The organism is Halovalidus salilacus, assembly GCF_031852275.1.
GTDB lineage: Archaea > Halobacteriota > Halobacteria > Halobacteriales > Natrialbaceae > Halovalidus > Halovalidus salilacus.
In genome coordinates, this window is sequence record NZ_CP134700.1 from 2,056,661 (window position 1) to 2,082,515 (window position 25,855).

Below are 25,855 nucleotides of genomic sequence, written 5' to 3' on the forward strand. Positions count from 1 at the left end.
CGCGGCGGTTTTGCGGTCCCGGACGGACTACCGCAGCTACGACCGGTCGATCGAGGCTGCGGTCGGTCGCGATCCGGTCGCGCTAGTGTTCCGGCTCTTCCGCGGGTGCGATCATCTCGTCGATCCGGAGGATGAGGATGTTGTTCGTGTCGTCCTTCCCGTCGACCGTGCCCTCGATGAGCAGCTTCGACAGCGGCGTCGGACCGACGGTGACCGAATCGTGCTCCTGGATGTCGCCGATGGCCCCCTGCACGTGGATCTCCGCGCGGCACAGTTCGGGGTGGTGGACGCTCGAGAGGTCGATCTCCTCGACGATGACGTCCTCGACCGGTTCGCCGTCGTGTTCGATAGGGACGGCGGCGGGGTCGTCCATCTGCTGGATCTCGAGGGCCTCGTACGCCGCGGCCGTGGGTTTGTAGCCCCCTTTCGGGCCGGGTACCCCCTCTACCAGTTGCAGGGCTTTCAGGCTCTGCATCTGGTTGCGGATCGTCCCGGGGTTACGGTCGACTTGGGCGGCGATGTCCTCGCCCTTGATCGCGTCGTCGGTTTCGCTATGCAGGTTGGTCAGGGCCCGCAGAATTTTCTTCTGACTGGGAGTGAGTTCGATCGATGACATGGCGAAACCTTCGTAGTTGATTTGCTTAAATCCGATGGTGTCGCCGGAGTTTCCGTGACGATTTCAACGTCCGTCGGGCTGACGGGACGACCTTCGGATCCGCCACGGTATGTGATGAACGATCGTCAAGGGTGCGCCGACGTTCTCGATCGTTCGGAATTCGCTGCGGGACCTCAGACGTCGAGTCCCGCCAGCGGGGCCACGCGAACGTGCCGGGCCACGTCGGCCGGCAGGGAGACGGCGTCGTCGTGACCCTCCGCGCGGGCGGTGATCATGCCGAAGGGCGCGACCTCGAGGATCACGAGTTCGACGCCCGGTTCGACGCCGTGATCGGCGAGGTAGGAGAGGACCTCTGCGTCGCGGTCGGCGACTTCCTCGACGACGACCGCGTCCCCCTCCTCGAACGCCGAGATGGGCGCCCCCGTCCGGGCCGCCGGCGGTTCGAGGTCGGCCCCCGGGATCGGAGAGCCGTGGGGGTCGACCGTCGGGTTCTCGAGGGCGGCGGCGACGCGCCGCTCGAAGTCCTCGCTGATGTGGTGTTCGAGGCGGTCGGCCTCCTCGTGCACCTCCGCCCAGTCGTAATCTAAGTGCTCGGTGAGGTAGGCCTCGAGCAGCCGGTGGTGGCGGATCACCTCGAGGGCGACTGTCTCGCCCTCGTTGGTGAGGGTCACCCCGCGGTACTTCTCGCGGTCGACGAGGCTTCGGTCCTCGAGTTTCTCGAGCATGCTGGTGACCGTCGGCGACGTGACGTCCAACTCCTCTGCGATCTCCGAAGTCTTGATCCGCTCGTCGCGCTCGCGCTCGAGCTGGTAGATCGCTTTGAGGTAGTCTTCCATCACGTCGCTCAGCATCATCTACGGTCAATTAGAAGGGTCGAACCCTAAAGGTATCGTCGTCTTATTCGCGCGGTCGGCCCGCACGATCAAATGCCCCCCGGTCGTAGGGCCGATATGGATCGAACCGTCCGAATCGTCGGCGTTCCGATGGACTACGGCGCGGATCGCCGTGGGGTCGACATGGGGCCGTCGGCGATCAGGTACGCCGGCCTCGCGAACGAACTCGAGCGGGCCGGCGTCGAGTCGGTGGACGACGGCGACCTCGACGTACCGCGGGCCGAGGAGCGCGATCCGGACGCCACGCAGCCGGCGAGGGGGAACGCGAAGTACCTCGGCGAGATCGAGGAGGTCTGCACCCGGTTGCGCGATCGGGTGGCGGAGACGATCGACGCCGGGGAGTTTCCGCTCGTCCTCGGCGGCGACCACTCGATCGCGATCGGATCCGTGGCGGGGTCGGCCGAGGGGGCGACGCTCGGGGCGATCTGGTTCGACGCCCACGCGGACCTCAACACGCCCGAGACGTCCCCCACTGGGAACGTCCACGGGATGCCCCTCGGGGCGATCCTCGGACGGGGCGCGTTCGAGGCGATGGACTGGCCCGTCGCGCCCCGCATCCGCGAGGCGTCGATCGCCTACGTCGGCCTCCGAAGCATCGACGAGTACGAGCGCGAACTGGTCCGCGAGAGCGAGATGACCGCGTTCACGATGTCCGACATCGACGAACGAGGGATCGCCGCGGTCGTCGAGGACGCCCTCGACGTCGCGACCGCCGGCACCGACGGCGTTCACGTCAGCCTCGACCTCGACTGGCTCGATCCCAAGGCCGCCCCGGGCGTCGGTACCCCCGTCCGCGGCGGCGTCACCTACCGGGAAGCCCACGCCGCGCTCGAGGCAGTCTCGAGGCGGGACGCCGAGGAGGGGTTCCTTCGCTCGATGGACGTCGTCGAGGTGAACCCCATCCTCGACGAGGCGAACGAGACGGCGACCCTGGCGGCGGACCTCACCGCGAGCGCCTTCGGAAAGCGAATCCTCTGACCGCGAGCGGCCCCCGTCTCCGGGTTTCCCTCCGCCTCCCCGGAGTCGTCGGTGGGTTCGCCGGATCGATCTCGAAAAATTGTGATAGTTGGGAACAGTGGACACGACCGTACGAGTTTCAACACCTTTGTATCGGAGTGTTTCGCAGTGTGTGGTATGACTGAGAATGTCGTCGTTCTCGGCGCCGGGTACGCCGGTGCTGGTGCGATCAAGAAGCTCCAGTCGGAGCTCGACGGCAGCGCACGGCTCACGTGGATCGCGGACGTCGATTATCACCTCGTTCTCCACGAATCCCACCGCGTCGTTCGCGACCCCGACGTCCGAACCGACATCACCGTTCCCATCAGCGAGATCACCGATCCCGGAACGCGGTTCGTTCAGGACGAGGTCGTCGGCCTGGACGTCGACGAGCGCGTGGTCGAACTGCGAGAGGGTGACGACGTCGAGTACGACTACGTCCTCGTCGCCCTCGGCAGTCAGACCGCCTACTACGGCATCCCCGGCCTGGAGGAGAACTCGCTCACGCTCAAGAGCCTGGACGACGCCCTCGAGATTCACAACGAGATCAGCACGGCGAGTCAGGAGGCAACCCGGGGCGACCCCGCGCAGGTCGTCATCGGCGGCGCCGGACTCTCGGGCATCCAGACGGCGGGCGAGGTCGCCGAGTTCCGCGACGAGCACCGCGCGCCGATCGAGATCCACCTCGTCGAGGCGCTCGAGGAGATCTTCCCGGGTAACGACCCGGAAATTCAGCAGGCCCTGCGCGACCTCCTCGAGGAGGCGGGCGTCCAGATCCACACCGACGACCCGATCACGGAAGCTGAGGACGGCGTCATCCACTTCGACGAAGGCGACCCGCTCGAGTACGACGTCTTCGTCTGGACCGGCGGCATCACCGGTCGCGACGCCCTCGACGACGCCGAACTCGAAAAGCAACACAACCGGGTCGAGGCCGAGGCGAACTTCCAGACGAGCGACGAGCGCGTGTTCGCCATCGGTGACTCGGCGATCGTCGACCAGGGCGACCAGCCCGCACCGCCGACCGCTCAGGCCGCCTGGCAGGCCGCGGAGGTCGCCGGCGAGAACATCGCCCGCGCGACCGAGAACCGCCCGCTGAAGACGTGGGAGTACGATAATAAGGGGACCGTCGTCTCGGTCGGCGAGAAGGCCGTCGCCCACGAGGTCAAGCCGGCCCTCGGAGTGTCCCTCCCCGTCGACACCTTCGGCGGCTTCCCCGCGAAGAACCTGAAGAAGCTCATCGCCGCCCGCTGGATCGCCGACCTCACCTCGTGGAACCGGGCGCGGAAGGCCTGGTCGTCGCTGTAAGGCCCGACCGAACTGCGTCCACCGTCTCGATCGATGACCACCTGTTTGCTCCCGTTGGCCGCCCTCGATCACGCGCCCGTAGTCGCTTCGTTCGGCACCGATACTGGGTCGGCCGTCCGGACGGCGGCTCGGCTGTTCGCAGCCGAGGGGTCGGCGCCGCATCCCTCGATCGGAACCGACCCCGAGTTCGACTCTCGAGCGCGGAGGTGGCTCGCCGACGCGGACGGAATCTGGCGGTACCTCCTCGTGTTCGTGCTCGCGGCGATTCCCCTGCTCGAGGTGCTCGTGGTCGTCCCGCTCGGGATCGGCCTCGGGTTGGACCCGACGCTCGTCGCCGCCGCCGCGTTCGGAGGCAACCTGCTCCCGATCGCCGGAATCGTCCTCCTCTACGACCGACTCGTCCGATCGAACACGAACCTCGAGCGCGTCGAGAGCGGTCGGCGTGCTCGAGCGAGACGGTTCTTCCGGCGCTACGGCCTCCCCGGACTCGCGCTCGCCGCGCCGATCGCCACGGGGGTCCACCTCGCCGCCATCATCGCGCTCGGCCTCGGCGCGCGCGGCCGGTCTGTGTTCGGCTGGATGGCCGTCAGCCTCGCGCTCTGGACCGTTACCATCACGGTCGCGTCGGTCACCGGGCTCTCGATCTTCCAGGGACTCGTCTGATCGTCGAGCGTAAACGTTCCCGCACTCAGCGACCGTCCCCTGCGGGATCCGTCGCTTCGTCGTCCCCCTCGAGGGGATCGTCCGCGCCCGGCACGTCGCCTTGACTCGCGTCGCCGCCACCTCCCATCGGGCGCGCCGGCACGCCGGCCACCGTCTCCCCGGGCGGCACGTCGCGCGTGACGAGGGAGTTGGCGGCCACGCGGGCTCCCTCGCCGATCACCACTCCCGGAAGGACGATCGCGCCGGCGCCGATCATCGCTCGCTCGCCGACGACGACCGCACCGGTCCGGTACTCCTCCTGGAGGAACTCGTGACAGAGGATCGTCGCGTCGTACCCCACGATCGCGTGGTCCTCGAGCGTGATGAGGTCCGGCCAGAAGACGTCGGGGGTCGCCTCGAGACCCCACGAGACGCCCGCACCGACCGTGACGCCGATGCGGCGCAGTAGCCAGCGGCGAAGCTTCAGACTCGGCGAAACCCGCGCGAGCCAGACGACGACGTACTGGATCGCGATTCGGAGGGGATTGCGAGCGCGGGTCCAGTGAGCGAGGGAATTCCGCGGGCCGGGCGTCGGGTGGACGGTGACGCGCTCGTGGCGCGGGACGCGCTCACCCGTCTCTCGTTCGTCGGTCACTACGACGGTGTTCGACGGAATAGTACAAGAAACCGACCGGTCTGACACCGACGGCGGCGGTCGATGCTCGTCTCCGGCCTCCGTTCCACACGAGGACCCCCGTACGGGCGGCGATCACGTCGCCAGCTCCGGCGGGATACCGCCTCCCGACCTCGAACCGGGCACTCCCACGAGGTCGCGGAACTCCTCCCCGGAGAGCGCACAGCGGTAGGCGGGCTTGTACATCATGTTCTCGCCGCCCGCCTCGACGCGGAACGTCTCCGCGACCACCTCGCGGAGGTAGTACTGTGCCCGCTCGTTCCCCGGCTTGACGTAGTAGTCGCTGAGCCGGATCGGGTCCCGCTCGAACAACCCCCCCGGCTCGCACCCGTCCACGATCACGACCGTCTTCTCCGAGAGGTACAATTCGCCGTCTCGAGCGCGCTTCGCGTGTGCGTTGTCGGCGTGGCGCTCGAGGATCGCCTCGCGCTCGGCCGTCGGCGTCTCCGGGTCGATCACCGCCACCTCCTCGACCGTGACGTACCCGATCAGGTAGCGGTGCGCGCGGTCGCGGCCCGGACGGTGCAGTCCGGCGTAAAAGCCGACGACGTCGCCCGGCTCGAGCGCCCGCAGCCGAGAGACGTACCCGCTCGTGCGGTGTTCGCCGTAGGTCAACGCCTCGAAGTTTGGGTCGTGGTGGAGGGGCCACGCCGCGAGTTCTTCCCCGGCGATCGTTCGGGTCCCGTCGTGAACCGGCTGTGGAGTGATCCGGGTGGTGAGCTCCGCGGCCGCCCCGCCGTTCCGAAGCTCCCACGAGCCGAGCGTCTCGGTCTCTCGGGTTCGCCGGGTCTTCTCGGGGATCGGAACGTACTCGAACGTCCCGTCGTCGTACAGCGGTCCGAGCGCGCCGAGGTTGGTGCTATCCGCGCCGACGCCCGCGAGGACGACCGTCATGGTGAGACTCGAGGCGTCGATAGGTGCGGCCGGTTGGATAAGGGTTGCGTTGCGGGCCACTCCCCGCTCAACGCGAGCCCGGCCGCGTGGTGTAGAACAGCGGGACGAGCAACGCCAGGAAGACGGTCCCCATCGCGGCGATGCCGATCCAGATCGTCGACAGCAACCCGCGTGGGAGGACCCCCGCGATCTCGAACACCCAGAGCAGACTGTAGACGCTGGCGACGAGGAGGGACACGAAGTAGACGCGCAGCCCCCAGCGGACGACGCGGTAGAGGAAGTGACGGGCGTCGTTCGGCGGCTCGAGTGCGTCGATCATGGGATGGTCGGGGCTCGAATCGCGCCGTCGTCTCCCGTCCAGTTCGCCCCGGGCGACTCGGCGTGTCTTGGTGACCCGACGTACGCATGTGACGTTACTCTAACGGGAGTCGTCCGTCGTCGTACCCCCGCTTCGCATCGGAATCGGCGGTCATTCACGTCGCTATTGTCACGGGAGGAGTACCGAGTCTGTTACTCCGCTCGTCTTCTCTCAATCTTTTTTCGCAGATCGTTCGGATTCCGGACCGATGACGAACGAGGACGAGGCGCGAATCGTCGCCGCGTGCGAGAAGTGTGGCTCCGTCTACGCCGCACTCGAGTTATCCAGCGGCGACGTGCAGCCGATCGGAAGCCGAACCGGGTGCACCTCCTGTGGCGGCACGACGTTCGTCCCGTTGCCCCAGTTCACGGACGACTCGGGGTCGCCCGCGGCGGACGACGACGATTGAAGCGTCACGCTCGAGCGTCGTGGATGAGTTCGAGGTGACAGATTCGAGCGGTACCGGTGGACGACCGGAACTACGGGACGTGGACTCGAGCGGCGATGACGTCACCGCACCGGACGTGGTGGTGGAGGAACTCGAGATGAAGGGAACGTGGTAAACCGATGAGCGTCGCGATCAGCCGTCGTCCATCGACACTTGGTGTTCGATCACGTTGAGGTAGGTGATCTGCGGGGCGGGTTCGTACCCCTCGGGGATCACGTCGACCTCCGAATCGTCGACGGCGCTCGCCTCGACGTTGTGGACCTCACTTCCGACGTACACCGACTCGGCGATGATCGCCCCTTCGAACGTCGGATCTCCCTGGAAGTACACCTGTTCGTCCGAGTTGCTTCCCTCCCACTCGTCTTCATCGCTCGCGACGTACAGTAGGCCCTCGAACGTCGGATTTCCGTTTCCGAAGTTCACGCCCGTCTCCGACGAGCCGTAGACCTGGATCGTTTCGTTGTCTCCGCACTCTGGAGCGATCGTCCCGCCGTTGTCCATGTCAAGATCCCCGGTCAGATACACGCGCAACTGGTTGTCGCCGTCGTCGCCGCAGTCGGAGACCGAGATACCGTCGTCTTCGGTTTGGGTTTCGATGGATCCGTTCACGACGAGGACCGCATCGTCGTCGGAGAGATTGAAGTCGATCGATCCGTCGTCGCCGATTCCCTCGACGTAGTACATACCGTCGGAGAGTTCGAGGTCCTCGTCCTCGATCACCTCTTCGTGCACCTCGTCGTACGCATCGTCGTCCTCGAGCATGAGCTGGATCGTCTCGTCGAGGGGTGGAAATTCGTTATCCTCGACGTCGTCGAACGGGCTGTGTTGGTCCTTCCCGCCGATGCTCCCCTCCCCGTTTGGAAGGCTCACGCCATCCTCGAACGCGTTCTCCGCGTCATCGTAGCCGAATCGGGCTTCGACGGTGCCCTCGTCCCCTTCGTCACACGAACGCGTGACGGAGGTGCCCCCCGCCTGCTCGTCGAAGAACGTCTCCCAGCCGCGACAGTACTCGCTCTCGATCTCGACGTAGATCCGCTTGTCCTTCACGGAGTTATTGTCGTTTCGGGTTGCGTCGAGATGTTCGATGATCACGTCGCCCGACGAGAGCTTTTTGTCGCCCTGAACGGTGATCATTGGGAAGTTAAGCGTCTCGCTCTCGTGATTGTAATTTAGCAGCGGCGACGAAACGACCCGCGTCTCCGATCCCGTCTCGCGGAAGGCGCCGCCCCCCTCGTAAGCGATCTTCGTTCCGTCTTCATGTTCGTACTCCATCGTTCCGATGGTCCCTTCTTCGATGACCTCGACGGACTCGTCTCCGTCGTCGGACGTGTTGCGGGCAGTCACGTTGTACGAACCGGTGTTCTCCCGTACAATCGCACCGTAGTCGCCCGCATCGAGGGCCGTCACCTCGGATTTCTCGTTGTTTCTGGTGACAGTCGCGGTTTCATGACTCAACTGGACGAACGACTGTTCGACCCGTTCGATCTCCGTGTCCTCCGTGATCGCCGAGGACGCCTGCTCCCCGACGATCATCAGGGAGAGACCGCCGACGGCGACGAGGCCGACCAGGAGGACGAACCCGATGAGGGTCGACTGCCCCCGCGTTGGACCCCTCATCGCGTTTCACCGTTGGTAACCCGCGCCTCCGAACTCATGCAAGGATGGATGACAGTCATCCCCATAAAGAATATGTGCGTTCATCGTTCAGATCAGTTCAAATCAGCGGGATTGAACGTTTCATCAAGCGTGGTTTCGAAGAAGATATGGTCAGTCCGACGGTCGATCGACTGTCGAGCACCCGCTCAGAGACCGGGATACACGCGCACTTCAACCGATAGTCGCGAACGCGAACCTGCCGGCCCCTTCCGCGAAGCGCACGGATACTCCTCACCTCCCGTCGTCGGGAGCGAACCACCGTGAGAGCCGACCGGACACTCGAGGCGACTAACCCGATGTAGCGCAGCGACCGGTCGAGGAACAGGTTCGACGGCGCTCATCGAGAACCACCGTGCTTTCCGGGGTCCGGCTGTCGATGTCGCTCACATTCTCCCCACCCACCAACACATTGGGGGAATAGACTGATTCGACGATGGTCGAAACCCTCCGCTTGCCGGATGATGGCCCGATGTCTGAAGTGTGATGATGGGCTGGGTGAGCGGCGCGATACGCACGCCTCTGGAGATAAAATCGTAGCCAAATTCGTCTGTCCTGAATGCAGCAACGAATGGTCGATGCCGCTCTGATCCAGCCATATATCCTCCTTTTTTGTGCGCGACCAGCATCGCCACCGAAGACGCGACGGAAACGGTCGGTGATGTGGGCTCCGCAGTGGAGGCACCTCGAGTCGACGGAGTGTGTGAATAATTCCACCGATATCATGACCACTCCTAAATGCTGATTTCAGCAGTATCAACACCCAGAGGTGCCTGGGGATGAACACCTAGAGAATATCGAGTGGGACCGCCGAGAGTCGAACTCGGGTCCTACGGACCCCATCCGCAGAGGATACCACTACCCCACGGTCCCGCATCAGAATCGATGGGCGTCCAGCGTTTAAGCGTGTCGTTTCATCGTCGTCACGGTGTTCGCCGACATCAGCCTCGAGTCGACTCAGATCAGCACTCGCTGGAGGTCGACGACGGCGCCCTCCTCCGCCTCCGGATCGCCGACGAGGTTGCCCAGACACACCGCCGCGCCGTTCGGCGTGTAACAGGCCACGAGCGAGCCCCGTTCGACGTCGTCGGCCTCGAGGACGCCGGGGGCGTAGACAGGCGCGCCGTTCGCGACCTCTCGGGCGGCGCTCTCGGCGATCGTCACCGACGGGACGTGCTCGAGGATCCGTTCGCCGGGTTCGACGATCTCGGTGAGCGGATCGGGATCGTCGTCCTCGAGCCAGAAGGCGAGGGCGTCGAGCAGGTCGTAGGCGCCGTGGAGCGTCGAGTCGTCGAACGGCTCGGTGGCCGTCCGGCGCAGGTGTCCCATGTGCGCCCCCGTCCCGAGCGCCAGCCCGAGATCGTGACAGAGCTTGCGGACGTAGGTGCCGCTCTCACAGCGGATTCGCAGGAGGAGGCGTCGGTCCTCCGCCTCGAGCACCTCGAGGGCGTGGATCTCGCGCACGCGAAGGCGACGGGAGACGGCGCTCTTGCGCGGGGGTTTCTGGTAGATCGGTCCTTCGAACTCCGCGACGACGGACTCGGCGTCGGCCGGGACGGGACCGTGACACTCGAGGACCGCCACGTACTCCTTCTCGCCCTCGAGGAAGGCCTGAGCGAGGCGGGTCGCGTCGCCGAGCATGATCGGCAGGCAGCCAGTCACCTTCGGATCGAGGGTGCCGGCGTGGGCCGCACGGTCGATCCCGACGTCCGCACCGCGGGCGTCGAGCGTCTCCGACACGGCGTCCCGGATCCAGCCGCTGACCTGGTGGGAGGAGGGGCCAGGCGGTTTGTCGAGGTTGACGACGCCGAAGCGGAGCAACTCGGCCGGCGTTCGGTCCTCGGGTGGGCCGCGCAGGGTCATCAGAAGTCGTAGCTCACGTCCGCGATCGGGGTCTTTCCTTCGTCGCCGCTCGAGTCGTACTCCTCGACGGCGGTGACGAGCATGTCGAGGACGGCGTCGGGTTCCCACCGGGACGTGTTCACCGAGAGGTCGTAGATCGTCAGGTCGCGGATGTCGATCCCGTAGTACTCCAGGTAGCGCTGGGCCTCGCTGGCCTCGCGCGCTTTCGTCTCCTCCGCCGCGCGCTGCGGATCCTTGTCCTCGCGCTCGGCGATTCGCTCGCCGCGAACCCTCACCGGCGCGTCGAGCCAGAAGCGGAAGTCCGCGTGATCGCCGGCGAGCCACCCGGCCAGACGGGACTCGAGGACGAGGTCGTCGCGATCGACGGCGATCTCGCGTAGGCGGCGATCCAGGTCGCGATCGATCTGGTCGTTCTCCTCCGCGAGCTTGTTGAACTCGAGGGGGGTGTACCCCCGCTCGTCGGCCAGTTCGCGGAAGATGTCGCCGCCGCTGACGTGGGAGAGTCCAAAGGCGTCGGCCAGCAGCGCCGCGGTCGTCGACTTTCCGCTTCCGGGCGGTCCGGAGACCGTGAGTAACATATCACACCTCCACGCCGGTCCGTAAAATGGGTTTTGAATCACTCGAGCCGTCGTCTCCGATTCGCACGGTCCTCGAAGACGCCGGGCCGATACGAAAGCGCTGACGAGAACAGAACGCGGGTAATCGCGCGGGCCGCTCGTTCGGTTTCGAACCGTCGCCGTCGAGCCGGTGAGCGGCGAAGTCGTGGGTAATACCGGGGAGACGACCGATCGATCGTCGACTCAGTTCGTGTCCGGTGTCATGTTGATGTTCAGCGACTTCCGGAGGAGTTGGGTGAAGCTCATCGAGCACAGGAAGTACCAGATGATCCAGGTCGGGAAGCTCCCGCGGAGTCGGTTCGACAGGTCGGTTTCACCGAGGATCGGCATGACGACGTTCGCCTCCGCTTCCGGGAGCCCGCCGCTTTGGACCTTCCAGTACATCCAGAGGAACAGCGGGATGGTCAGCAGCATGATCCAGACCATCGGCCGGATCTGTTCTTTGAACATCCCGAGGTTCTCCCCCATCGCCTCCATCTGCTCTTTCTGGGCGCGCTCGAGTTCGTTCTCGAGGCGCTCTATTTCGCCTTCGCTGGCGCCACGCTCCTCGGCGTCCTTCTTGCGCTGCTGGATGTCTTTGACCTCCTCCTGGACCGACTTCATCCGCTCCTGGTACATGGCCATCCGCTCGGGGTTGGTGAGGTTCGCTTGCAGCAGCGTCGAGTACAATCCCGTTAGCATCGCGACGCAGAGGATCACCGCGTAGAACGGCAGGGCCGCGTCGAGCGGGCCGAGGATCGTATCGAGCGCTGCGCCGACCGTATCGCGGACGTCCGGGAGCCAGTAGCCGAACATCAACAGCAGCGAGCTCACGCCGGCGATCTTGTCCCACTGGGACCACTTGGCCTCCTCCTCGTCGATGTCGACGTCGGCCGCCCCGCCGTCGACGTCCTCGTCGAGGGCCTCGTCGAAGGACTCCCGGTCGGCGATGCGCCAGCCCTCCTCGCCGTTTTCGAGGACGCCCGTCTCGATGATCCGCCCCCACTGGCCGCTGGTCAACTCGTCGTTGACGTCGCTCCACTCGACTTCCCCGCCGTTCGCGTCGGCTTCCTCGCGGATCGCCTCGAGAGCGCTCGCCATCGACGAATCCTCGCGGACGAGGGCGTTGATTTTCTCGACTGTACGCGTCATCTAGTAAACGCTAGGCCACGTCAGATATACAAGTGTTTTTCTTCGCCCGCGTACATGCACGGCGTCCGACACGCGTCCGGACTCGGTCGCCGCCCGAGGGGGCGGAAGTGACGCGGTTCCACGGTTCGGTCGAGAGCGAATCAGTCGGCAGAGGGGGCGACCGGTTCGATGGACTCGAGCGTTTCGGCCGGGACGCTTCCGTCGTCCGCCAGCCCTCGAACCTCGTAGTACTCGGCGATGGCCGCCTCGAGGTCCGGCAATCCGTAGGGAAGCCCGTCGTCGCTGCGATCGAAGCCTCGTCGGGCGTTGAAGTCGCGCTCGAGGAGCACCGTCCGCGCGCCGACGTCGAGCAGTTCCTCGTACTCGGCGTCGAACAGCGCTTCGAGGCGGTCCGTGACGTAGTCACGGCCGAAGACGCAGACGATTCCGGAGTCGATGAACCCCTTGAGGTTCTCGCGCTCGACGAGCGTCTCGGACTTCCCGAGCGTTCCCTCGGGGTCGAGGTCGCCGTTGTACTCGAGGCTCAGCATGCTCGCGTAGAGGTGGTCCGCCCCGCGGTTCGCGACGGCGTAGGAGAGCCCCTGTCCGTGGAGGACTCGGCCGTCGTGGGCGGCGAACTCCAGTCCCTTGACGGTGTAGTTCTCGACGCCGAGGTCGTAGTGACACCGCTCGACCCCCTCCGCGAGCGCGTCGCCGACCCCGTCGCGGTAGGCGATACGTTCGGTGAGTTCGCGGGCGAGTTCGGCGTTTCCGAACTCGTCCACGCTCGCGAGGTAGGCCGCGACCGTGACGCCCGCCGAGATGGTGTCCATCCCGAGCGCGTCGCACAGTTCGTTCGCCCGCATCACGTCGACGATGTCGCCGACCCCCTGCTGGGAGCCGAAGGCGTAGACGGTCTCGAACTCCGGGCCCTCCGTCTCGACGCCCGTCTCCTCGTCCCTGGTCGGGAGCTTGCAGGCGTAGGCGCAGGCCGAACAGGCGCCCTTCTTGTACTTCTTCTCCTCCACAGCGTCGCCGCCGATGGCCGCCGCGTGCTCGAACTCGTACTCCGCGAAGTACCGCGTCGGGAGCGAGAACGCGTCGTTGATGAACTCCGTGCTCCCGGTCGTCCCCTGCCGGCGCATCCGGTCGTCCGACTGTGCGGCCTCGCGGTGGACGTCCATCGCGGGATCGTCGGAAATCTCGACCGGGGGCGCCGAGTCGCCCTCGAACGTGACGCACTTGACGTTCTTCGAACCCAGGACGGCCCCCAGGCCCCCGCGGCCGAACGCCCGCGAGTCGAAGGTCATCACCGAGGCGAACCGCACCAGGTTCTCCCCGGCAGGGCCGATGGCGATGCAATTGTCCGGGCCGAGGTCCCGCGTCTGGGCCACGTAGTCGGAGGTCTCGGGCACCGTTGCACCCTCGAGTCCCGGGACCGCTTCGAACTCGACCCGCGGGCGAGACGGAGTCTCGCTCCCCGACGAGCGTGACTCGTCGGCGCCGTCGGTGACGTGGATCGCGAGCAACTCGTCGCTCGAGCCGACGAGTTCGAGGACGCTGAGTCCCGTTCCGACGACGTTCCGCGAGAGGTACCCGCCGGCGTTGCTCGAGACGAGGCCGTCGGTCAGCGGCGAGAGGCCGGTCATGTTCATTCGGCCGGTGAAGGACATTCGCGACTGCTGGAGCGGTCCGGTCGAGAGGTAGACGCGGTTTTCCGCACCGTACGGGTCGGCGTCGAACGGAATCCGCTCGTGGGCGAGCGCGGTCGCGACGGCGCGCCCGCCGACGGACGTCTCGAGCAACTCGTCGATCGCCGTCTCGGTCGCCGTCCGCGCGCTGACGTCGACGGTGAGTAGCGGCCCCCTTGCGTGCAACATGTTCACATAGTTCTCGGAACGGATACTTAATGATACGCGCCTGATGAGGCGGTCGATAGCCGTCCCGGCGAGGCGCACTCGGCGAGCGAACGCGCTGCCGAACCGGGTCGTCCGAGGTTGTTGACCCGCAAACGCTTTTGGCCGCCACTCGCGTACGTTGAGGCATGTACGTGCGGGACGCGAAAAACAGGGAGGAGGTCTGGCTTCTCGACCACATCGAGGCGATGGGGCTCGACGATACGGCGTTCCGCTCGCGAGATTACGTGGTCGCCATCGACGAGGAATCCGGTACGAAGGCGGGCTTCGGCCGGATCCGGATCCACAAGGGTTCCGACGAGGAAGGCGACGTCTGCGAACTCACCAGCATCGGCGTCCTCGAGGGCTGGCGCGACCAGGGCGTCGGCGCCCACGTGATCGAGCGCCTCCTCGAGTACGCCGGTGACGAGGGGTTCGAGCGCGTCTACTCCCTCACCGGGGAGTGGCGCTACCTCTCCCAGTTCGGCTTTCGCCGGATCGACGAGTCCGACCTTCCCGACGTGCTGGTCGACCGCCTCGAGCGCAAGCGCGAGGAGACCGACCCGGAGGCGGTTCCCCTGGAGATCGAGGTCGAACGGTTCCGAATGCCCGACAGCCTGCGGGAGGCGTTCAAACACGCCCACGAGCGCGACGACGCGTCGGAGGGCCCCGACGCCACCCCGGAGGAGTTCGGGATCGATCCGGAGTCGGCGACGTACAAGTACGATACGGGCCGGTAGCCCGGGCCGTTCCGATCGTTCCGAGCGTTCACCGTTCGGGACGATCCGATCCGTCGGATCCGTCGCCGTAGATCCGCACCTCGCTCGAGCGCCGGTGAAATCCGTGACGGAACGCCACCCAGCCGACGGCAACGACGAACAGCATCGGCGGCAGGATCGCGAACGCCCACAGCGGCTCGAGGCCCCAGCCGAGCAGCAGCGCGAGGTTGAACAGTCCGATCGCGAGGAACGGCGCGACCGCCAGCGCCGCTCGCCGTCGGTCGAGTCGGTCGTCTGAATCCGTCCTGGACGCCGCCATGGACGATTCGTCCACGCCCCGCGTGAAAAGGCGTCTCACCGATCTCCGTGACCGTTCGATCTGATCGACTTTCACGAGCATCGATAATACGAGGGGCGTGAACACCGCGTTCGAATCGAACATCCTCGGTTCCCGGACCGTCCCCGAGACGATTCATGAAGCTTCAAGCCCCACTGAATCGTCGTTGTCGATAATGTTCGATCCTGACGAACTCGAGGAGATCCGTGCCAAACGGGAGGCGTGGCACGAGGAGCAGGTCGAACCGGTGCTCGACCGGTTCGGGGAGCGAAAGGAGACGTTCACGACCGACACGGGCGGGCAGGAGGTCGATCGGATCTACACGCCGGCCGACGTCGACGACCTCGAGTACGAGGAGGATCTGAGCTTCCCCGGCGAACCGCCGTACACGCGGGGTGTCTACTCGACGGGCTATCGGGGGCGCCTGTGGACGATGCGTCAGTACGCCGGGTTCTCGACCCCCGAGGACACGAACGAGCGCTACCACTACCTGCTCGATCAGGGCCAGACCGGGCTCTCGATGGCGTTCGACCTGCCGACCCAGATGGGGTACGATTCGGATGCCGACATGGCCGCCGGCGAGGTCGGGAAGGCCGGGGTCGCCATCGATTCGCTCGACGACATGGAGACCGTCTTCGACGGCATCCCGCTCGACGAGGTCTCGACGTCGATGACGATCAACGCGCCCGCGTCGGTGCTTTTGGCGATGTACATCGCGGTGGGCGACAAGCAGGGCGTCGACCGGTCCGAACTGCGCGGGACGATCCAGAACGACCTCCTCAAGGAGTACATCGCGCGCAACACCTACATCTACCCGCCCGAGCCGTCGATGCGGATCATCACGGACATCTTCGAGTTCTGCGCGGATGAGACGCCGAAGTTCAACACCATCTCCATCTCGGGGTACCACATCCGCGAGGCCGGGTCGACGGCCGCCCAGGAACTCGCCTTCACGCTGGGGAACGGCATCGAGTACGTCGAATCCGCCATCGACGCCGGGCTGGACGTCGACGACTTCGCGCCGCAGCTCTCCTTCTTCTTCAACGGCCACAACAACATCTTCGAGGAGGTCGCGAAGTTCCGCGCCGCACGCCGCATGTGGCACGACATCATGGACGAGCGCTTCGACTCCCAGAACCCCAAGTCCAAGCAGTTGAAATTCCACACCCAGACCGCCGGCTCGATGCTGACCGCCCAGCAGATCGAGAACAACGTCGTCAGGGTCGCCTACCAGGCGCTCGCGGCCGTCCTCGGCGGCACGCAGTCGCTGCACACCAACGGCAAGGACGAGGCGCTGGCCCTCCCCACGGAGGAGTCCGTCCGAACCGCGCTTCGAACCCAGCAGATCCTCGCCCAAGAGTCCGGCGCGGCCGACACCATCGACCCCCTCGCCGGCAGCTACTACGTCGAGTCGCTCACCGACGAGGTCGAAGAGGAGGCCTACGAGATTCTCGAGGAGGTCGAGGAGCGCGGCGGGATGCTCGAGGCCGTCGAGCAACAGTGGGTCCAGCGCCAGATTCAGGACACGGCGTTCGACCGCCAGCGCGAGATCGAGGAGAGAGAGCGCATCATCGTCGGCGTCAACGAGTTCGAGGTCGACGAGGAGCCCGAAATGGACGTCGAGGAGGTCACCGAGGAGGACCAGCGACGCCAGATCGACCGCCTCGAGACCGTCCACGAAGAGCGCGACGAGGAGGCCGTCGACGCGACACTCGAGGCGCTGCGCGAGGCCGCCGCCGGCCACGACAACGTCATGCCGTACATCGTCGACGCGGTGAAGGCCTACGCGACGGTCGGCGAGATCTGCGACGTCATGCGCGAGGAGTTCGGCGAGTACCAGCCCGGGAGCGCTGTTTGACCGACCCGCGCTCGAGCGGTCTCCGCGCGTCCCGTCCTCCACCGTCGACGGTAACCGACGACGCTGACGACCGGTCGCTGCCGGCCCACCCTTGAATATCCGCCACGGCGTACGGTCCGTGTTCCCATGAGCACCGACGACACGAACGCGACGGTCGTCACCCGGAGCGCGGAGGTTCCTGCACTCGGACTCGGAACCGCTCGGATGACCGGCGACGAGTGCCGACGCGCCGTCGAGTACGCCCTCTCGCTGGGATATCGACACGTCGACACCGCCCAGATGTACGACAACGAGGCCGCCGTCGGGGAGGCCGTAGCGGAGAGTCAGGTCGACCGCGAGGACGTCTTCGTCGTCACCAAAATCCACCCGAGTAACGCCGCGGGCGAGGACGCGATCGAGTCGACTCGAGAGAGCCTCGATCGCCTCCGACTCCAGACGATCGACCTCCTGTTGCTCCACGCGCCGAGCGACGAAGCGCCCCTCGATGAGACCCTCGGCGCGATGAACGAGCTCCAGCGCGACGGAAGCGTCGAGCACGTCGGCGTGAGCAACTTCTCGGTGGCACAACTCGAGGCGGCGATGGAGGCGTCGGAGACGCCCATCGTGACGAACCAGGTGAAGTATCACCCGTTTCACCAGGCGCCCGCCGAGGAACTCCTGCCGTTTTGCATCGAGAACGAGGTCCTGCTGACGGCCTACAGTCCGCTCGCGGAGGGAGGCGTCGTCGGCGACGAGCGGCTCGAGTCGATCGCAGAGCCCCTCGGCAAGTCGGCGGCGCAGGTAACGCTCCGGTGGCTGCTCCAGCAACCCTACGTGGCGGCCATCCCGAAAGCCGCGAGCCGCGAGCACCTCGAGGCGAACGCCGACCTGTTCGACTTCGAACTCGACCCGGGGGAGATGCGGAAGGTGTTCGTCCTCGACGGCGGCGTTCCCGATCCACTCGAGGCGCGGTTGTAGCCGGCAGCCGAAACGCTCGACGGCGACCTCCGGTCAGTCGTGGACCAGCACGTCGAGCACCGTGGGGCCCTCGGACTCGAGGGCGCGCTCGACGGCGGGGCCGATCTCGTCGGGCGTTTCGACGAGTTCGGCCTCCGCGCCGTGGCTCTCGGCGTTCTTCACGAAGTCCACGGGTGGTTCGAAGTCCATGCCGACGAAGTCGTAGTCGTCGATCTCGCCGCCCATGATCTTGGTCGTGTTGTCCTTCAGGATGCGGTAGTTGCGGTTGTCCGGGATGACGACGGTCAGGTCGACCCCGTAGCGCGCGGCGGTGTAGAGGCTGTGGGGGTAGTAGAGGTACGATCCGTCGCCGACGTAGCCGATCACCTCGCGGCCGTCCTCGCGGTCGTTCTCAGCGATCGCGGCGCCGATCGACGCCGGGAGCCCGTAGCCGAGGCCGCCGCCCTTGTTGGAGACGATCCCCTGCGCTTCGAACGGCCAGCGCGTCAGCATGGCGTACTTCGCGGTGACGCCCTCGTCGACGATGAACGCGTCCGGCGCGACGTCGTGGAGTTCGTCGACCAGGCGGCCCTTCGACGCGCGGGTCTCGCCCTCAGGGGATTCGTCGCTGCCCATCGACTGGATCAGGGGCTCGAGGGACTCCTTCGTCGCCCGGACGGTCTCGAGTCGCCCCTCTCGAACGTCGTCGTCGATCCGACCCTCGGCCCGTTCCGCGAGGTCGGGGAGGACGTCCGCGAGGTCGCCGAGCACGGCCGCGTCGGCGGGCTGGTTCTTGCCCAGTTGCCAGGGGTCGTCCCCGAGGTGGATGCAGGTCGTGTCGGAGTCGACGAGGTCGGTCTCGTGACGCACGAGCGTCGTGTGGGTCGAACAGCCGGCGAACACCAGGGTGTCCGTGTCCATCAGCATCGACGCGACGTTCTCGTCCGGCGGGACGTACGAGATCCACTGGTCGTGGGTCGCCGGGAAGTCGATCTCGCTCGAGAGGATCTCGCCGTGAACCCGCAGGCCCGCGGCCTCGGCGAGGTCGACCGCGCCGTCGACTGCGTCCGTGCCCGCGCGGGCGATCTGGTCCCCCACGATCATCGCGGGGCTGTCTGCCTCGGCGAGCAGGTCGGCCGCGAGCTCGAGTTGGGCCTCGTCCCCCCGACCAGCCGTCGGGATCGACCCCAGACGCTCGGGTTCGGCGTCGGTCTCCGCCATCGTCACGTCGAGCGGGAGGCTGAGGAAGACCGGGCCGGTCGGCGGCGTGAGCGCGACCCTGAACGCCCGGCGGAGCATCGTCGGGAGCGTCGAGACGTCGAGCACCTCGGCGCTCCACTTGGTGAACGGTTCAGCGAGGTCGACGAGGTCCCCCGAGAGGATGGGCTCCTCGTGGCGGAAATCGGTGCTATGGTTGCCCGCCGTGACGACGATGGGGGCCCCCGCGATCATCGCGCCGTACATGTTTCCGAGGCCGTGGGCTAACCCGGCCGCGAGGTGGAGGTTGACCACCCCGACGGGGTTGCACTCGGTCACGTTCGCGCCCGTCACGCCCGCATCGTCGGCGTGATACCGACGGGTGCTCGCGTAGCCCCCGGCCATCCCCACCGCGATGTCCTCGTGCGTCGCGAGGACGTAGTCGAGATCGCTCCGCGACACCGCCTCCATGATCGGTAACTCCGTCGTCCCCGGGTTCCCGAACAGGTACTCGACGCCGTACGCCTCGAGCGCGTCCACGAAGAGGTCGGCACCGGTGTACTCCTCTGTCATGGCAAATCGTGGCACTGGGCGCATTATCAATGTGTGCGTTCCAGCAGCGTTCGTTCGGCTCCCGTTCGGACGCAACGAACCTCGTCCGTCTCGAAGGGAGCGCGGAACGAACCTCGAGTTTCGAGGCGCATTAGTTCCGGAACGTCCAGTGGTAAATCAGTACTAGGGCCATTCGTACAATCACTAGAAAATAATGTATTCAGGCGGTAGCATTATCACCCGGTTCGGTGAACGCGTACGGTATGGAGTCTGATATCACGTCACCGTCGCCCGCCGCCACCGCGTCGGCGGCGACGACCGACCCGGGGACCGAGTCGACGGATCGGCTCGATTCGATCCCCGACGACGTGCTGGAGACGGTACCGGACGCCGATCCGAAGTCGATCCCCACGGTGGACAAAGCCTACGCGTACGCGACCCGGCGAAGCGGCGGGACCCTCGAGTTGCTCGTGTTCGAACAGGAGAAGCCCGGTGCCGGGGTACAGGTTCCGAAGGGGACGGTGGAGGACGGGGAAGCCCCTCACACCGCAGTCGTCCGCGAACTCGCCGAGGAGAGCGGCGTCGACGCGCCGCTCGGCGTCTCGCACCTCACCTCGGATCACTGGTACCACGAGCGACGGGAGACGCTCTACCGTCGTCACTTCTACCACGTTCCCGTTCGCGAGCCCCGCGAGGCGTGGGACCACGCGGTCATCGGCGGCGGAGAGGACGACGGCCTGGTCTTCTCCTGTTTCTGGGCCGAACCCGCGTCCGTCTCGCTCTCGCGGGACATGGACGACTACCTCGGATCGATCATCCCCTGAGAGGCCACCCGGACGCTTCTTCCCGTTCTCACCACCGTACGTCCGACCCGGGTATTATACCGTCACTCGTGGTCGTGGTCACACGCAGATGACGTTCGCGAGGCACAACTCGGGGCTCGAGGCGACGGTGCGGGCGTACCTCTCGCAGGTTCACCCCGTGTTCATGCTCCCGCCGCTCGCCGCGTCGCTGTTCGGGGCGATCCTGGCCCGCGGAGCCGACCCGACCGTCGCCGCGGTACACGTTCTCGCGATGTTCTCGGCGGTGTACACGGCTCACCTCAAGGACGGCTACGTGGACTTCCACGTCCGCGGAGAGGACGACGACCACCCGCTGACCGGTCGGGGCTGTCGCATCGGCCTCGTCGGGTCGACGGCGACGTTCGCGATCTGTTGTCTCCTCCTGTTCGTCCTGGTCGACGCGATCGCCGTCGCGCTGACCCTGCCGACCTGGGTGATCGCCTACCACCACGCGCCCCAGCTGGATACGAACCCGATCACGGCGACGACGGGCTACCCCCTCGGAATCGCGCTCGCGATCCTCGGGGGCTTCTACGCCCAGGCGCACACGGTCGCGCCCGTCCCGGCCGCCTTCGCCGTGATCTTCCTCGTCCTGCTGTCGGGTATCAAGGTGATCGACGACGCCCAGGATTACGAGTACGACCGCTCGATTCGCAAGCGGACCGTCGCCGTGACCCTCGGGCCGAACCGAGCCCGCGACGTCGCCTACGGCCTGATGCTCGTGGCGCTGTTGGCCGTCGTCTCCCTCGCCGCGGTCGGTATCTTCCCGCCGACGGCCGTCCTCGCCGCGCTGGCGTTCGCCCCCGTCGCGCTGGTCGCCCGGCGGGCCGGACCCGAACTCGCCACGATGCTCCTGATCCGGGGTTCGTACGTCTTCCTCGCCGTTCTCGTCGCGTCGGTCTGGTTCGAACCGCTCTCCAACGCCCTCTGAGGCCTCGAGCGTCGTCGTTCGACGGAGACCCAACGCCTGTTGGAGACGGTCTGATGGGTCGGCGCGTCCGGTAGAACGGTACGATGAACGACGCGAACCCCTCCGTGACGGCGGCCGAATCGAGCGACTCCACGTCCGAATCCCGGCCCAGAACCGCGGCGATCTGCGAATCGTGCGATCGCATCTTCGCAGCGGAGGTCCACCGCGACGGGACGGTCAGACCGCTCGGGACGACGCGGAACTGCGTCTGCGGCGACGGTGACCTCCGTCCCCTGCGACGGGCGGCGCCACCGTAACCGCGGTCGAGCGTCGGCGAGCGGCGATCCTCAACTCTCGAGGACCTCGTAGCCGATCTCGGCGTCGCGAAGGACGTCTGTGACGCGCCCGACGGCGTCGGTGGTCGCCACGGCGGTCACGTCGAGGCCGCGCTCGGCGGCGTCGGCGGCGACTTCGCCGACCGCGAACGAGACCGACGGATCGGTTCCGGCCTTCCGGCAGGCGACGACCGCCTCGACGCCGGTGGCGACGACGAGGTCGGCCGACTCGCAGTGATCGGTCACGGTCTCGGCATCGATGGCCCGACTCCCGCCCGTCCTGACGGCGGGAACCTGCAGGACCGTGACGGTCCCCGGCTCGAGTTCCATGACGCCTTCGAAGCTCGTGACTCCGACGTCCGTCCCGGCCTCGGCGTCTGTGGTCGCCACGCCGGTCGCCGGCCCCTCGTCGCCGGGCGTGGCGTGGAGCAAGCCGTCCCTGATCGTTAGCGAGACGGTCTCGCCTTCGGCCACGTCGGCGGTCGCGATGGCGGCGTCCTCGCCCATCGCGCCCAGTACGTCCTCGGTGACGTGGTTGGCGAAGCGCCGGACGCTGCCTGCGGCCTGGAAGAGCCAGTCGACGCCTTCGTTGGTGACGCGGTAGCGCGACCGCCCCTCCTTCTCCACAAGGCCGTCGTCGACGAGTTCGCGGATGTACTCGCTGACCGCCTGACTCGTGACGCCGACCTCCCCCGCGATCTCGCCTTGACTCACGGCGGGTTGGCGCTCCGCGATCTGGACGAGGATCCGAAACCGGGTGGCGGCACGCTTGTTGTCGAGGACGTCGACCATGCGTAGACCGATTCGCGAGCGAGGCAAAAAGGTGTCCGGTCTCCGCGTTCAGGGGACGTTCGCCTCCGTCGGACGAATTCGGTCCGTAGCGACGATTCGAGTCGTCCGCCCTCCACCGTACCCACCCGCCTGACTTCCGACGAACCTATCCGTCCGACTTTCAGCCATCGAGCCGTCCGATTCCGAGGCTTCCACGTCGTCGGTCTCACGAGGCGTCAAGTTGATAGGAGACGGGTTCATCAACTCGAGTGAATATGCCCTCCGCAACGACGGCGGTCGTCCCGGTTCCGACTTCGGCCTCGGCTCAGGGGCGGTGGATCGCCGACGCGGTCGGCCAGTCGCCGGCGTTCGTGACCTCCTCGCTGCCGATCGCGACGGAGGACCTCGTCTGGATCGCGATCGGAGCGTTCGTGTTCGCCCTCGGCCTGCAGTGGGTCGGGCAGATCGCGTACGCCCGGTTCACCGCCGCGGGGGCGTGGGCGGTGTTCGGCCTCTTCTGGCTCGACATGGTACCGTACTTCTACGGGGAGGTTCAGAGCCCGCTCGAGACCCTGCTGAGCCTCGCCGCCGTCCCGCTGTGTCTCTACACGGGATACCTCCTCGCGCAGGGGCGCGACTCGCTGCTGGTGCTCTCGAAGGCGGTGGCGTTCATGGGCCTGATCTACCTCCCGGTCGAGACGATTCCCATCGTGCAGACGTGGTTGATCGAGACGACGGCGGCCCAGGCGAACGTCGGGATGGAACTGCTCGGCTACAGCCCCGACCTCGTGGAGGGCGAAAACGGCTACCTGAGCAAGCTCTACTTCCCGCCGGAGGAGACCGTCACCGGCAGGTCGACATACATCATCCTCGCCTGCACGGGGATCGGTAGCATGGCGATCTTCGGCGGCCTCATCGCATCCGTTCGGGCGCCGCTCGGTCGAAAGCTCGCCGCCCTCGCGGCCTCGATCGGGATCATCTGGTTCCTCAACCTCCTGCGGAACGTGTTCATCGGCCTCGCCTCGCCGTGGGGCTGGTTCCAGTTCGAGCCCGTGATCTCGATCACCACGGCGCTGATGGGCGTTCCGGAGGATCAGGTTTCGTTCATCGTCGCCCACCACTTCATCGCCCAGACGCTCGCGATCCTCGCCCTGCTGGGCATCACCTATCTCGTCGTTCGCGTCCTTCCGGAGATCCTCGAGCCCCTCGAGGAGGCCCTGTTCGTCCTGACGGGCACGGAGTACGACCTGTTCGAGGCCGTCGGGCGTGAGGACGTTCGCGCCGACGGCGGCCCGGAAGAGACCGCCACGGCTAACCGCGCCGACGACTGACGGTCCACCGTGCCGGGTATCGAGGTCGACGTTCCATTCGCACCGCTCGAGCGCGCCGTTTACGTCCCGGACGCACAGGCGCTCGTCTGCGCGGACGTCCACCTCGGGAAGGCCCGGGGATCGAACGTCGACGCGCCGCTCGACGACGCGGGGGACGCGCTCTCCCGACTCGAATCGCTGCTCGACCGCACCGCACCCGAGACGGTGGTCGTGGCGGGCGATCTGCTCGACTCGTTCTCCCGGATTCCACTCGAGGTGAAACGCGACGTGGACGCCGTGACGGATCTCGTCGCGGACGCCGGCGCCTCCTTCGTCGTCACGCCCGGCAACCACGACACGCTGCTGTCGTCCGCGTACGACGGCGAGACGGCCCGCGAGTACCGCCTCGACGACGGCGAGACGGTCGTCTGCCACGGACACGAACGACCCGAGACGGAGACCCACGTGGAACGATACGTGATCGGTCACGACCACCCCGCGCTCTCGGTCGAAGGGCGGAAGGTTCCCTGCTTCCTCTACGGGCCGAACGCGTACGAGGGGGTGGACGTGCTCGTCCTCCCGGCGTTCACCCGCCTTGCCCGCGGCACGACGGTTAACGCCATGTACGGACGGGACTTCCAGTCGCCGCTCGTGTCCGACGCCGACCGCTTCCACCCCGCGATCAGGGACGACTCGAGCGATCGAACGCTGTGGTTTCCACCGCTCGGGAAGTGTCGACGACTCCTGTGAGCGGGGGTGGCGGTAACGAAGGCGATCACCGCAAGTCCTCCACGACGGCCCGCGCCGCCCGGCGGCCGCTCTCCAACGCCCCCTGGATCGACGACCACCGGGTGTAGTCGCCGGCGAGGTAGATCGGTCCCGCCGACGCGAGCGCACGAACGCGAGGAAGCCGCTCGTGAATCCCCGGCGGCTGAGCGAACTGGGCGAACGCGATCCGGTCCGTCCGCAGGTGCCCGAGTCGGTGGAACGACCGCTCGGGGAACCACGACTCGAGCGCCCGTCGCGTCCTCTCGGCGAGTCGCTCGTCCGACGCGTCGGGGATCCCGGTGTAGGTCGCGCTGAGCAGTGTTTCCCCGGCAGGGGCGTACTCGGGGGCGACCTCGCTCATCGCGACGACGTGGTTCGGGCCGACACCGGTCGCGTTCAGCACGAGTCGTCGGCCCGTCTCGAGGCTCCGTCCGCCTCCATCGGAGAGCGAGAGGTACTGGGTCGTGCAGGATCGCGCTGCCGTCGGCGCCGACTCGAGCCCCGTCAGGTCGCTCGCGCGCCTCGGATCGGTCGCCACGACGACCGCGTCGACCTCGATGGCCCGTCCGCCCTCGAGGTCGACCGTCGCGGATCGTCGTCCGTCTCCGGAGCCGCCGTCGCCCGAGACGTCCGCGACCTCGGCTCCGAGTTCGATCGTCGCACCGGCCGTTCGCGCTCGTGTCGCGAGGTGATCGGGGATCGCCCCCATACCCCCCGCGGGAACGGCGATCTCCCCCTCCGCGAGCGCCTTGAACGTGTACTCGAAGACGCGCTTCGAGGTCGAGAGCGAGCGGTCGAGGGTGATCCCGCCGTAGAACGGTCGCGCGAAGTTCTCGAGGAACCGCTCGGAGAACCCCTCGCGCCGGAGGGACGCCTCGATCGTCGCGTCGGAACCGTCGAAGATCTCGTCGAATCGGGTTCGCCGGAGTCGCCCCAGGAGCTCGAGGACCCGGAGTCTGTCGCCGACGGAGACCGCTCTCGTGGTCAACGTGGACGGGAGCGCCGTCGGATCGCGGAGCGGATCGCCGAGGACCGCGCGCCCATCGGGACGGGCGACGACCGCCCCCGGCGCGAACGGCCGGAGGTCGAGTTCCTCGAGATCGAGTTCACGCTTCACGGCCGGATACGCCGTGAAGAGCACCTGGAAGCCCCGATCGAACTGGTAGCCGTCACGGACGGTCGTTCGAACTCGGCCGCCGACCTCGTCGCGTCGCTCGAGAACGGTCACGTCAGCGCCGGCGGCGGCGAGGTGGCGAGCCGCGACCAGGCCCGCGAGCCCTCCACCCACGACTGCGACGGACGGCGTCGATTTCATCGGCTAAACGGTGGTCGG

27 protein-coding genes and 1 tRNA gene are annotated in these 25,855 nt (G+C 66.8%); 12 read left to right on the forward strand and 16 right to left on the reverse strand.

Annotation, left to right across the window (positions count from 1 at the left end; translation table 11 throughout):
* Positions 1 to 82: 82 nt before the first annotated feature.
* Both RJT68_RS10265 and RJT68_RS10270 read right to left on the reverse strand, forming a co-directional pair.
* On the reverse strand, positions 83 to 616 hold the full coding sequence (locus RJT68_RS10265) for an Rrf2 family transcriptional regulator (RefSeq protein WP_407040264.1): 534 nt from the start codon (positions 614 to 616) through the stop codon (positions 83 to 85).
* Positions 617 to 789: 173 nt separating this feature from the next.
* On the reverse strand, positions 790 to 1,470 hold the full coding sequence (locus tag RJT68_RS10270) for a metal-dependent transcriptional regulator (RefSeq protein WP_407040265.1): 681 nt from the start codon (positions 1,468 to 1,470) through the stop codon (positions 790 to 792).
* Between the two features lie 96 nt (positions 1,471 to 1,566).
* Between RJT68_RS10270 and rocF the strand changes: the two genes are divergently transcribed.
* From rocF to RJT68_RS10285, 3 genes are all read left to right on the forward strand, one after another.
* Positions 1,567 to 2,487, forward strand: coding sequence for an arginase (rocF, locus tag RJT68_RS10275; protein ID WP_407040266.1), 921 nt, complete (start codon positions 1,567 to 1,569; stop codon positions 2,485 to 2,487).
* Between the two features lie 156 nt (positions 2,488 to 2,643).
* The gene (locus RJT68_RS10280; RefSeq protein WP_407040267.1) at positions 2,644 to 3,813 is read left to right on the forward strand and encodes an NAD(P)/FAD-dependent oxidoreductase; all 1,170 of its coding nucleotides are present in this window, start codon (positions 2,644 to 2,646) and stop codon (positions 3,811 to 3,813) included.
* 33 nt (positions 3,814 to 3,846) lie between these two features.
* Positions 3,847 to 4,476: a small multi-drug export protein gene (locus RJT68_RS10285; RefSeq protein WP_407040268.1), complete on the forward strand. Its 630-nt coding sequence runs from the start codon at positions 3,847 to 3,849 to the stop codon at positions 4,474 to 4,476.
* A gap of 25 nt (positions 4,477 to 4,501) precedes the next feature.
* On the opposite strand, the gene RJT68_RS10290 is transcribed toward RJT68_RS10285, so the two are convergent.
* The 3 genes from RJT68_RS10290 to RJT68_RS10300 all read right to left on the reverse strand — a co-directional run bounded on the left by RJT68_RS10290 (position 4,502) and on the right by RJT68_RS10300 (position 6,362).
* Positions 4,502 to 5,110: an acyltransferase gene (locus RJT68_RS10290; RefSeq protein WP_407040269.1), complete on the reverse strand. Its 609-nt coding sequence runs from the start codon at positions 5,108 to 5,110 to the stop codon at positions 4,502 to 4,504.
* Between the two features lie 114 nt (positions 5,111 to 5,224).
* The gene (locus tag RJT68_RS10295) at positions 5,225 to 6,043 is read right to left on the reverse strand and encodes an Nmad3 family putative nucleotide modification protein (RefSeq protein ID WP_407040270.1); all 819 of its coding nucleotides are present in this window, start codon (positions 6,041 to 6,043) and stop codon (positions 5,225 to 5,227) included.
* A 67-nt stretch (positions 6,044 to 6,110) separates the two neighbouring features.
* The gene (locus tag RJT68_RS10300) at positions 6,111 to 6,362 is read right to left on the reverse strand and encodes a hypothetical protein (RefSeq protein ID WP_407040271.1); all 252 of its coding nucleotides are present in this window, start codon (positions 6,360 to 6,362) and stop codon (positions 6,111 to 6,113) included.
* Positions 6,363 to 6,609: 247 nt separating this feature from the next.
* On the opposite strand from RJT68_RS10300, the gene RJT68_RS10305 reads away from it, so the two are divergent.
* Positions 6,610 to 6,810 (forward strand): hypothetical protein, encoded by a 201-nt coding sequence (locus RJT68_RS10305; RefSeq protein WP_407040272.1) that lies wholly within the window; start codon positions 6,610 to 6,612, stop codon positions 6,808 to 6,810.
* A 171-nt stretch (positions 6,811 to 6,981) separates the two neighbouring features.
* Here the strand turns inward: RJT68_RS10305 and RJT68_RS10310 are convergent, their stop codons facing one another.
* The 7 genes from RJT68_RS10310 to RJT68_RS10335 all read right to left on the reverse strand — a co-directional run bounded on the left by RJT68_RS10310 (position 6,982) and on the right by RJT68_RS10335 (position 13,972).
* Positions 6,982 to 8,466 (reverse strand): DUF7289 family protein, encoded by a 1,485-nt coding sequence (locus RJT68_RS10310; RefSeq protein WP_407040273.1) that lies wholly within the window; start codon positions 8,464 to 8,466, stop codon positions 6,982 to 6,984.
* A 327-nt stretch (positions 8,467 to 8,793) separates the two neighbouring features.
* Positions 8,794 to 9,228: a DUF7563 family protein gene (locus RJT68_RS21125; RefSeq protein ID WP_455196258.1), complete on the reverse strand. Its 435-nt coding sequence runs from the start codon at positions 9,226 to 9,228 to the stop codon at positions 8,794 to 8,796.
* A 76-nt stretch (positions 9,229 to 9,304) separates the two neighbouring features.
* Positions 9,305 to 9,375 (reverse strand) — tRNA-Pro (locus RJT68_RS10315).
* An 84-nt stretch (positions 9,376 to 9,459) separates the two neighbouring features.
* Entirely contained in the window at positions 9,460 to 10,365 is a 906-nt protein-coding gene (locus RJT68_RS10320) for an RNA-guided pseudouridylation complex pseudouridine synthase subunit Cbf5 (protein ID WP_407040274.1), read from the reverse strand.
* Positions 10,365 to 10,943: a (d)CMP kinase gene (gene cmk / locus RJT68_RS10325; protein WP_407040275.1), complete on the reverse strand. Its 579-nt coding sequence runs from the start codon at positions 10,941 to 10,943 to the stop codon at positions 10,365 to 10,367. The genes RJT68_RS10320 and cmk overlap by 1 nt, the downstream gene beginning before the upstream one ends.
* Before the next feature lie 222 nt (positions 10,944 to 11,165).
* Positions 11,166 to 12,113: a DUF106 domain-containing protein gene (locus tag RJT68_RS10330; protein ID WP_407040276.1), complete on the reverse strand. Its 948-nt coding sequence runs from the start codon at positions 12,111 to 12,113 to the stop codon at positions 11,166 to 11,168.
* A gap of 140 nt (positions 12,114 to 12,253) precedes the next feature.
* Positions 12,254 to 13,972: an aldehyde ferredoxin oxidoreductase C-terminal domain-containing protein gene (locus RJT68_RS10335; RefSeq protein ID WP_407040277.1), complete on the reverse strand. Its 1,719-nt coding sequence runs from the start codon at positions 13,970 to 13,972 to the stop codon at positions 12,254 to 12,256.
* A 164-nt stretch (positions 13,973 to 14,136) separates the two neighbouring features.
* Between RJT68_RS10335 and RJT68_RS10340 the strand changes: the two genes are divergently transcribed.
* The gene (locus RJT68_RS10340; protein ID WP_407040278.1) at positions 14,137 to 14,727 is read left to right on the forward strand and encodes a GNAT family N-acetyltransferase; all 591 of its coding nucleotides are present in this window, start codon (positions 14,137 to 14,139) and stop codon (positions 14,725 to 14,727) included.
* A gap of 28 nt (positions 14,728 to 14,755) precedes the next feature.
* Here the strand turns inward: RJT68_RS10340 and RJT68_RS10345 are convergent, their stop codons facing one another.
* Positions 14,756 to 15,025 (reverse strand): hypothetical protein, encoded by a 270-nt coding sequence (locus RJT68_RS10345; RefSeq protein WP_407040279.1) that lies wholly within the window; start codon positions 15,023 to 15,025, stop codon positions 14,756 to 14,758.
* A gap of 193 nt (positions 15,026 to 15,218) precedes the next feature.
* Here RJT68_RS10345 and RJT68_RS10350 point away from each other — a divergent pair, with 193 nt between their 5' ends.
* Positions 15,219 to 16,901, forward strand: a complete 1,683-nt coding sequence (locus tag RJT68_RS10350; RefSeq protein ID WP_407040280.1) for an acyl-CoA mutase large subunit family protein — start codon at positions 15,219 to 15,221, stop codon at positions 16,899 to 16,901.
* Between the two features lie 126 nt (positions 16,902 to 17,027).
* A complete protein-coding gene (locus RJT68_RS10355) occupies positions 17,028 to 17,858 on the forward strand; it encodes an aldo/keto reductase (RefSeq protein ID WP_407040281.1) in 831 nt (276 codons plus the stop codon).
* A 33-nt stretch (positions 17,859 to 17,891) separates the two neighbouring features.
* Here the strand turns inward: RJT68_RS10355 and RJT68_RS10360 are convergent, their stop codons facing one another.
* Entirely contained in the window at positions 17,892 to 19,607 is a 1,716-nt protein-coding gene (locus tag RJT68_RS10360; RefSeq protein WP_407040282.1) for a thiamine pyrophosphate-binding protein, read from the reverse strand.
* 242 nt (positions 19,608 to 19,849) lie between these two features.
* On the opposite strand from RJT68_RS10360, the gene RJT68_RS10365 reads away from it, so the two are divergent.
* The 3 genes from RJT68_RS10365 to RJT68_RS10375 all read left to right on the forward strand — a co-directional run bounded on the left by RJT68_RS10365 (position 19,850) and on the right by RJT68_RS10375 (position 21,655).
* Positions 19,850 to 20,410 (forward strand): NUDIX hydrolase, encoded by a 561-nt coding sequence (locus tag RJT68_RS10365; RefSeq protein ID WP_407040283.1) that lies wholly within the window; start codon positions 19,850 to 19,852, stop codon positions 20,408 to 20,410.
* A gap of 88 nt (positions 20,411 to 20,498) precedes the next feature.
* Entirely contained in the window at positions 20,499 to 21,359 is an 861-nt protein-coding gene (locus RJT68_RS10370; RefSeq protein ID WP_407040284.1) for a UbiA family prenyltransferase, read from the forward strand.
* 83 nt (positions 21,360 to 21,442) lie between these two features.
* Positions 21,443 to 21,655 (forward strand): hypothetical protein, encoded by a 213-nt coding sequence (locus tag RJT68_RS10375; protein ID WP_407040285.1) that lies wholly within the window; start codon positions 21,443 to 21,445, stop codon positions 21,653 to 21,655.
* Positions 21,656 to 21,685: 30 nt separating this feature from the next.
* Here the strand turns inward: RJT68_RS10375 and RJT68_RS10380 are convergent, their stop codons facing one another.
* Positions 21,686 to 22,465, reverse strand: coding sequence for a DUF7839 domain-containing protein (locus RJT68_RS10380; RefSeq protein WP_407040286.1), 780 nt, complete (start codon positions 22,463 to 22,465; stop codon positions 21,686 to 21,688).
* Between the two features lie 254 nt (positions 22,466 to 22,719).
* Between RJT68_RS10380 and artA the strand changes: the two genes are divergently transcribed.
* Together artA and RJT68_RS10390 are read left to right on the forward strand one after the other, a co-directional pair.
* Positions 22,720 to 23,775 carry an archaeosortase A gene (gene artA, locus RJT68_RS10385; RefSeq protein ID WP_407040287.1) on the forward strand — a complete coding sequence of 352 codons (1,056 nt, stop codon included), beginning with the start codon at positions 22,720 to 22,722 and terminating at the stop codon, positions 23,773 to 23,775.
* A 9-nt stretch (positions 23,776 to 23,784) separates the two neighbouring features.
* Positions 23,785 to 24,504, forward strand: coding sequence for a metallophosphoesterase (locus RJT68_RS10390; protein WP_407040288.1), 720 nt, complete (start codon positions 23,785 to 23,787; stop codon positions 24,502 to 24,504).
* A gap of 25 nt (positions 24,505 to 24,529) precedes the next feature.
* Here the strand turns inward: RJT68_RS10390 and RJT68_RS10395 are convergent, their stop codons facing one another.
* Positions 24,530 to 25,837 (reverse strand): NAD(P)/FAD-dependent oxidoreductase, encoded by a 1,308-nt coding sequence (locus RJT68_RS10395; RefSeq protein ID WP_407040289.1) that lies wholly within the window; start codon positions 25,835 to 25,837, stop codon positions 24,530 to 24,532.
* Positions 25,838 to 25,855 lie beyond the last annotated feature (18 nt).

Coding starts and splice junctions, on each gene's coding strand:
- RJT68_RS10355 (WP_407040281.1), top strand. CDS start 17,028: ATGAGCACCGACGACACGAACGCGACGGTCGTCACCCGGAGCGCGGAG.
- rocF (WP_407040266.1), top strand. CDS start 1,567: ATGGATCGAACCGTCCGAATCGTCGGCGTTCCGATGGACTACGGCGCG.
- RJT68_RS10300 (WP_407040271.1), bottom strand. CDS start 6,362: ATGATCGACGCACTCGAGCCGCCGAACGACGCCCGTCACTTCCTCTAC.
- RJT68_RS10340 (WP_407040278.1), top strand. CDS start 14,137: ATGTACGTGCGGGACGCGAAAAACAGGGAGGAGGTCTGGCTTCTCGAC.
- RJT68_RS10395 (WP_407040289.1), bottom strand. CDS start 25,837: ATGAAATCGACGCCGTCCGTCGCAGTCGTGGGTGGAGGGCTCGCGGGC.
- RJT68_RS10370 (WP_407040284.1), top strand. CDS start 20,499: ATGACGTTCGCGAGGCACAACTCGGGGCTCGAGGCGACGGTGCGGGCG.
- RJT68_RS10310 (WP_407040273.1), bottom strand. CDS start 8,466: ATGAGGGGTCCAACGCGGGGGCAGTCGACCCTCATCGGGTTCGTCCTC.
- cmk (WP_407040275.1), bottom strand. CDS start 10,943: ATGTTACTCACGGTCTCCGGACCGCCCGGAAGCGGAAAGTCGACGACC.
- RJT68_RS10305 (WP_407040272.1), top strand. CDS start 6,610: ATGACGAACGAGGACGAGGCGCGAATCGTCGCCGCGTGCGAGAAGTGT.
- RJT68_RS10375 (WP_407040285.1), top strand. CDS start 21,443: ATGAACGACGCGAACCCCTCCGTGACGGCGGCCGAATCGAGCGACTCC.
- RJT68_RS10265 (WP_407040264.1), bottom strand. CDS start 616: ATGTCATCGATCGAACTCACTCCCAGTCAGAAGAAAATTCTGCGGGCC.
- RJT68_RS10280 (WP_407040267.1), top strand. CDS start 2,644: ATGACTGAGAATGTCGTCGTTCTCGGCGCCGGGTACGCCGGTGCTGGT.
- RJT68_RS10350 (WP_407040280.1), top strand. CDS start 15,219: ATGTTCGATCCTGACGAACTCGAGGAGATCCGTGCCAAACGGGAGGCG.
- RJT68_RS10345 (WP_407040279.1), bottom strand. CDS start 15,025: ATGGCGGCGTCCAGGACGGATTCAGACGACCGACTCGACCGACGGCGA.
- RJT68_RS10330 (WP_407040276.1), bottom strand. CDS start 12,113: ATGACGCGTACAGTCGAGAAAATCAACGCCCTCGTCCGCGAGGATTCG.
- RJT68_RS10285 (WP_407040268.1), top strand. CDS start 3,847: ATGACCACCTGTTTGCTCCCGTTGGCCGCCCTCGATCACGCGCCCGTA.
- RJT68_RS10320 (WP_407040274.1), bottom strand. CDS start 10,365: ATGACCCTGCGCGGCCCACCCGAGGACCGAACGCCGGCCGAGTTGCTC.
- RJT68_RS10335 (WP_407040277.1), bottom strand. CDS start 13,972: ATGTTGCACGCAAGGGGGCCGCTACTCACCGTCGACGTCAGCGCGCGG.
- RJT68_RS10380 (WP_407040286.1), bottom strand. CDS start 22,465: ATGGTCGACGTCCTCGACAACAAGCGTGCCGCCACCCGGTTTCGGATC.
- RJT68_RS10295 (WP_407040270.1), bottom strand. CDS start 6,043: ATGACGGTCGTCCTCGCGGGCGTCGGCGCGGATAGCACCAACCTCGGC.
- RJT68_RS10365 (WP_407040283.1), top strand. CDS start 19,850: ATGGAGTCTGATATCACGTCACCGTCGCCCGCCGCCACCGCGTCGGCG.
- artA (WP_407040287.1), top strand. CDS start 22,720: ATGCCCTCCGCAACGACGGCGGTCGTCCCGGTTCCGACTTCGGCCTCG.
- RJT68_RS10270 (WP_407040265.1), bottom strand. CDS start 1,470: ATGATGCTGAGCGACGTGATGGAAGACTACCTCAAAGCGATCTACCAG.
- RJT68_RS10360 (WP_407040282.1), bottom strand. CDS start 19,607: ATGACAGAGGAGTACACCGGTGCCGACCTCTTCGTGGACGCGCTCGAG.
- RJT68_RS21125 (WP_455196258.1), bottom strand. CDS start 9,228: ATGATATCGGTGGAATTATTCACACACTCCGTCGACTCGAGGTGCCTC.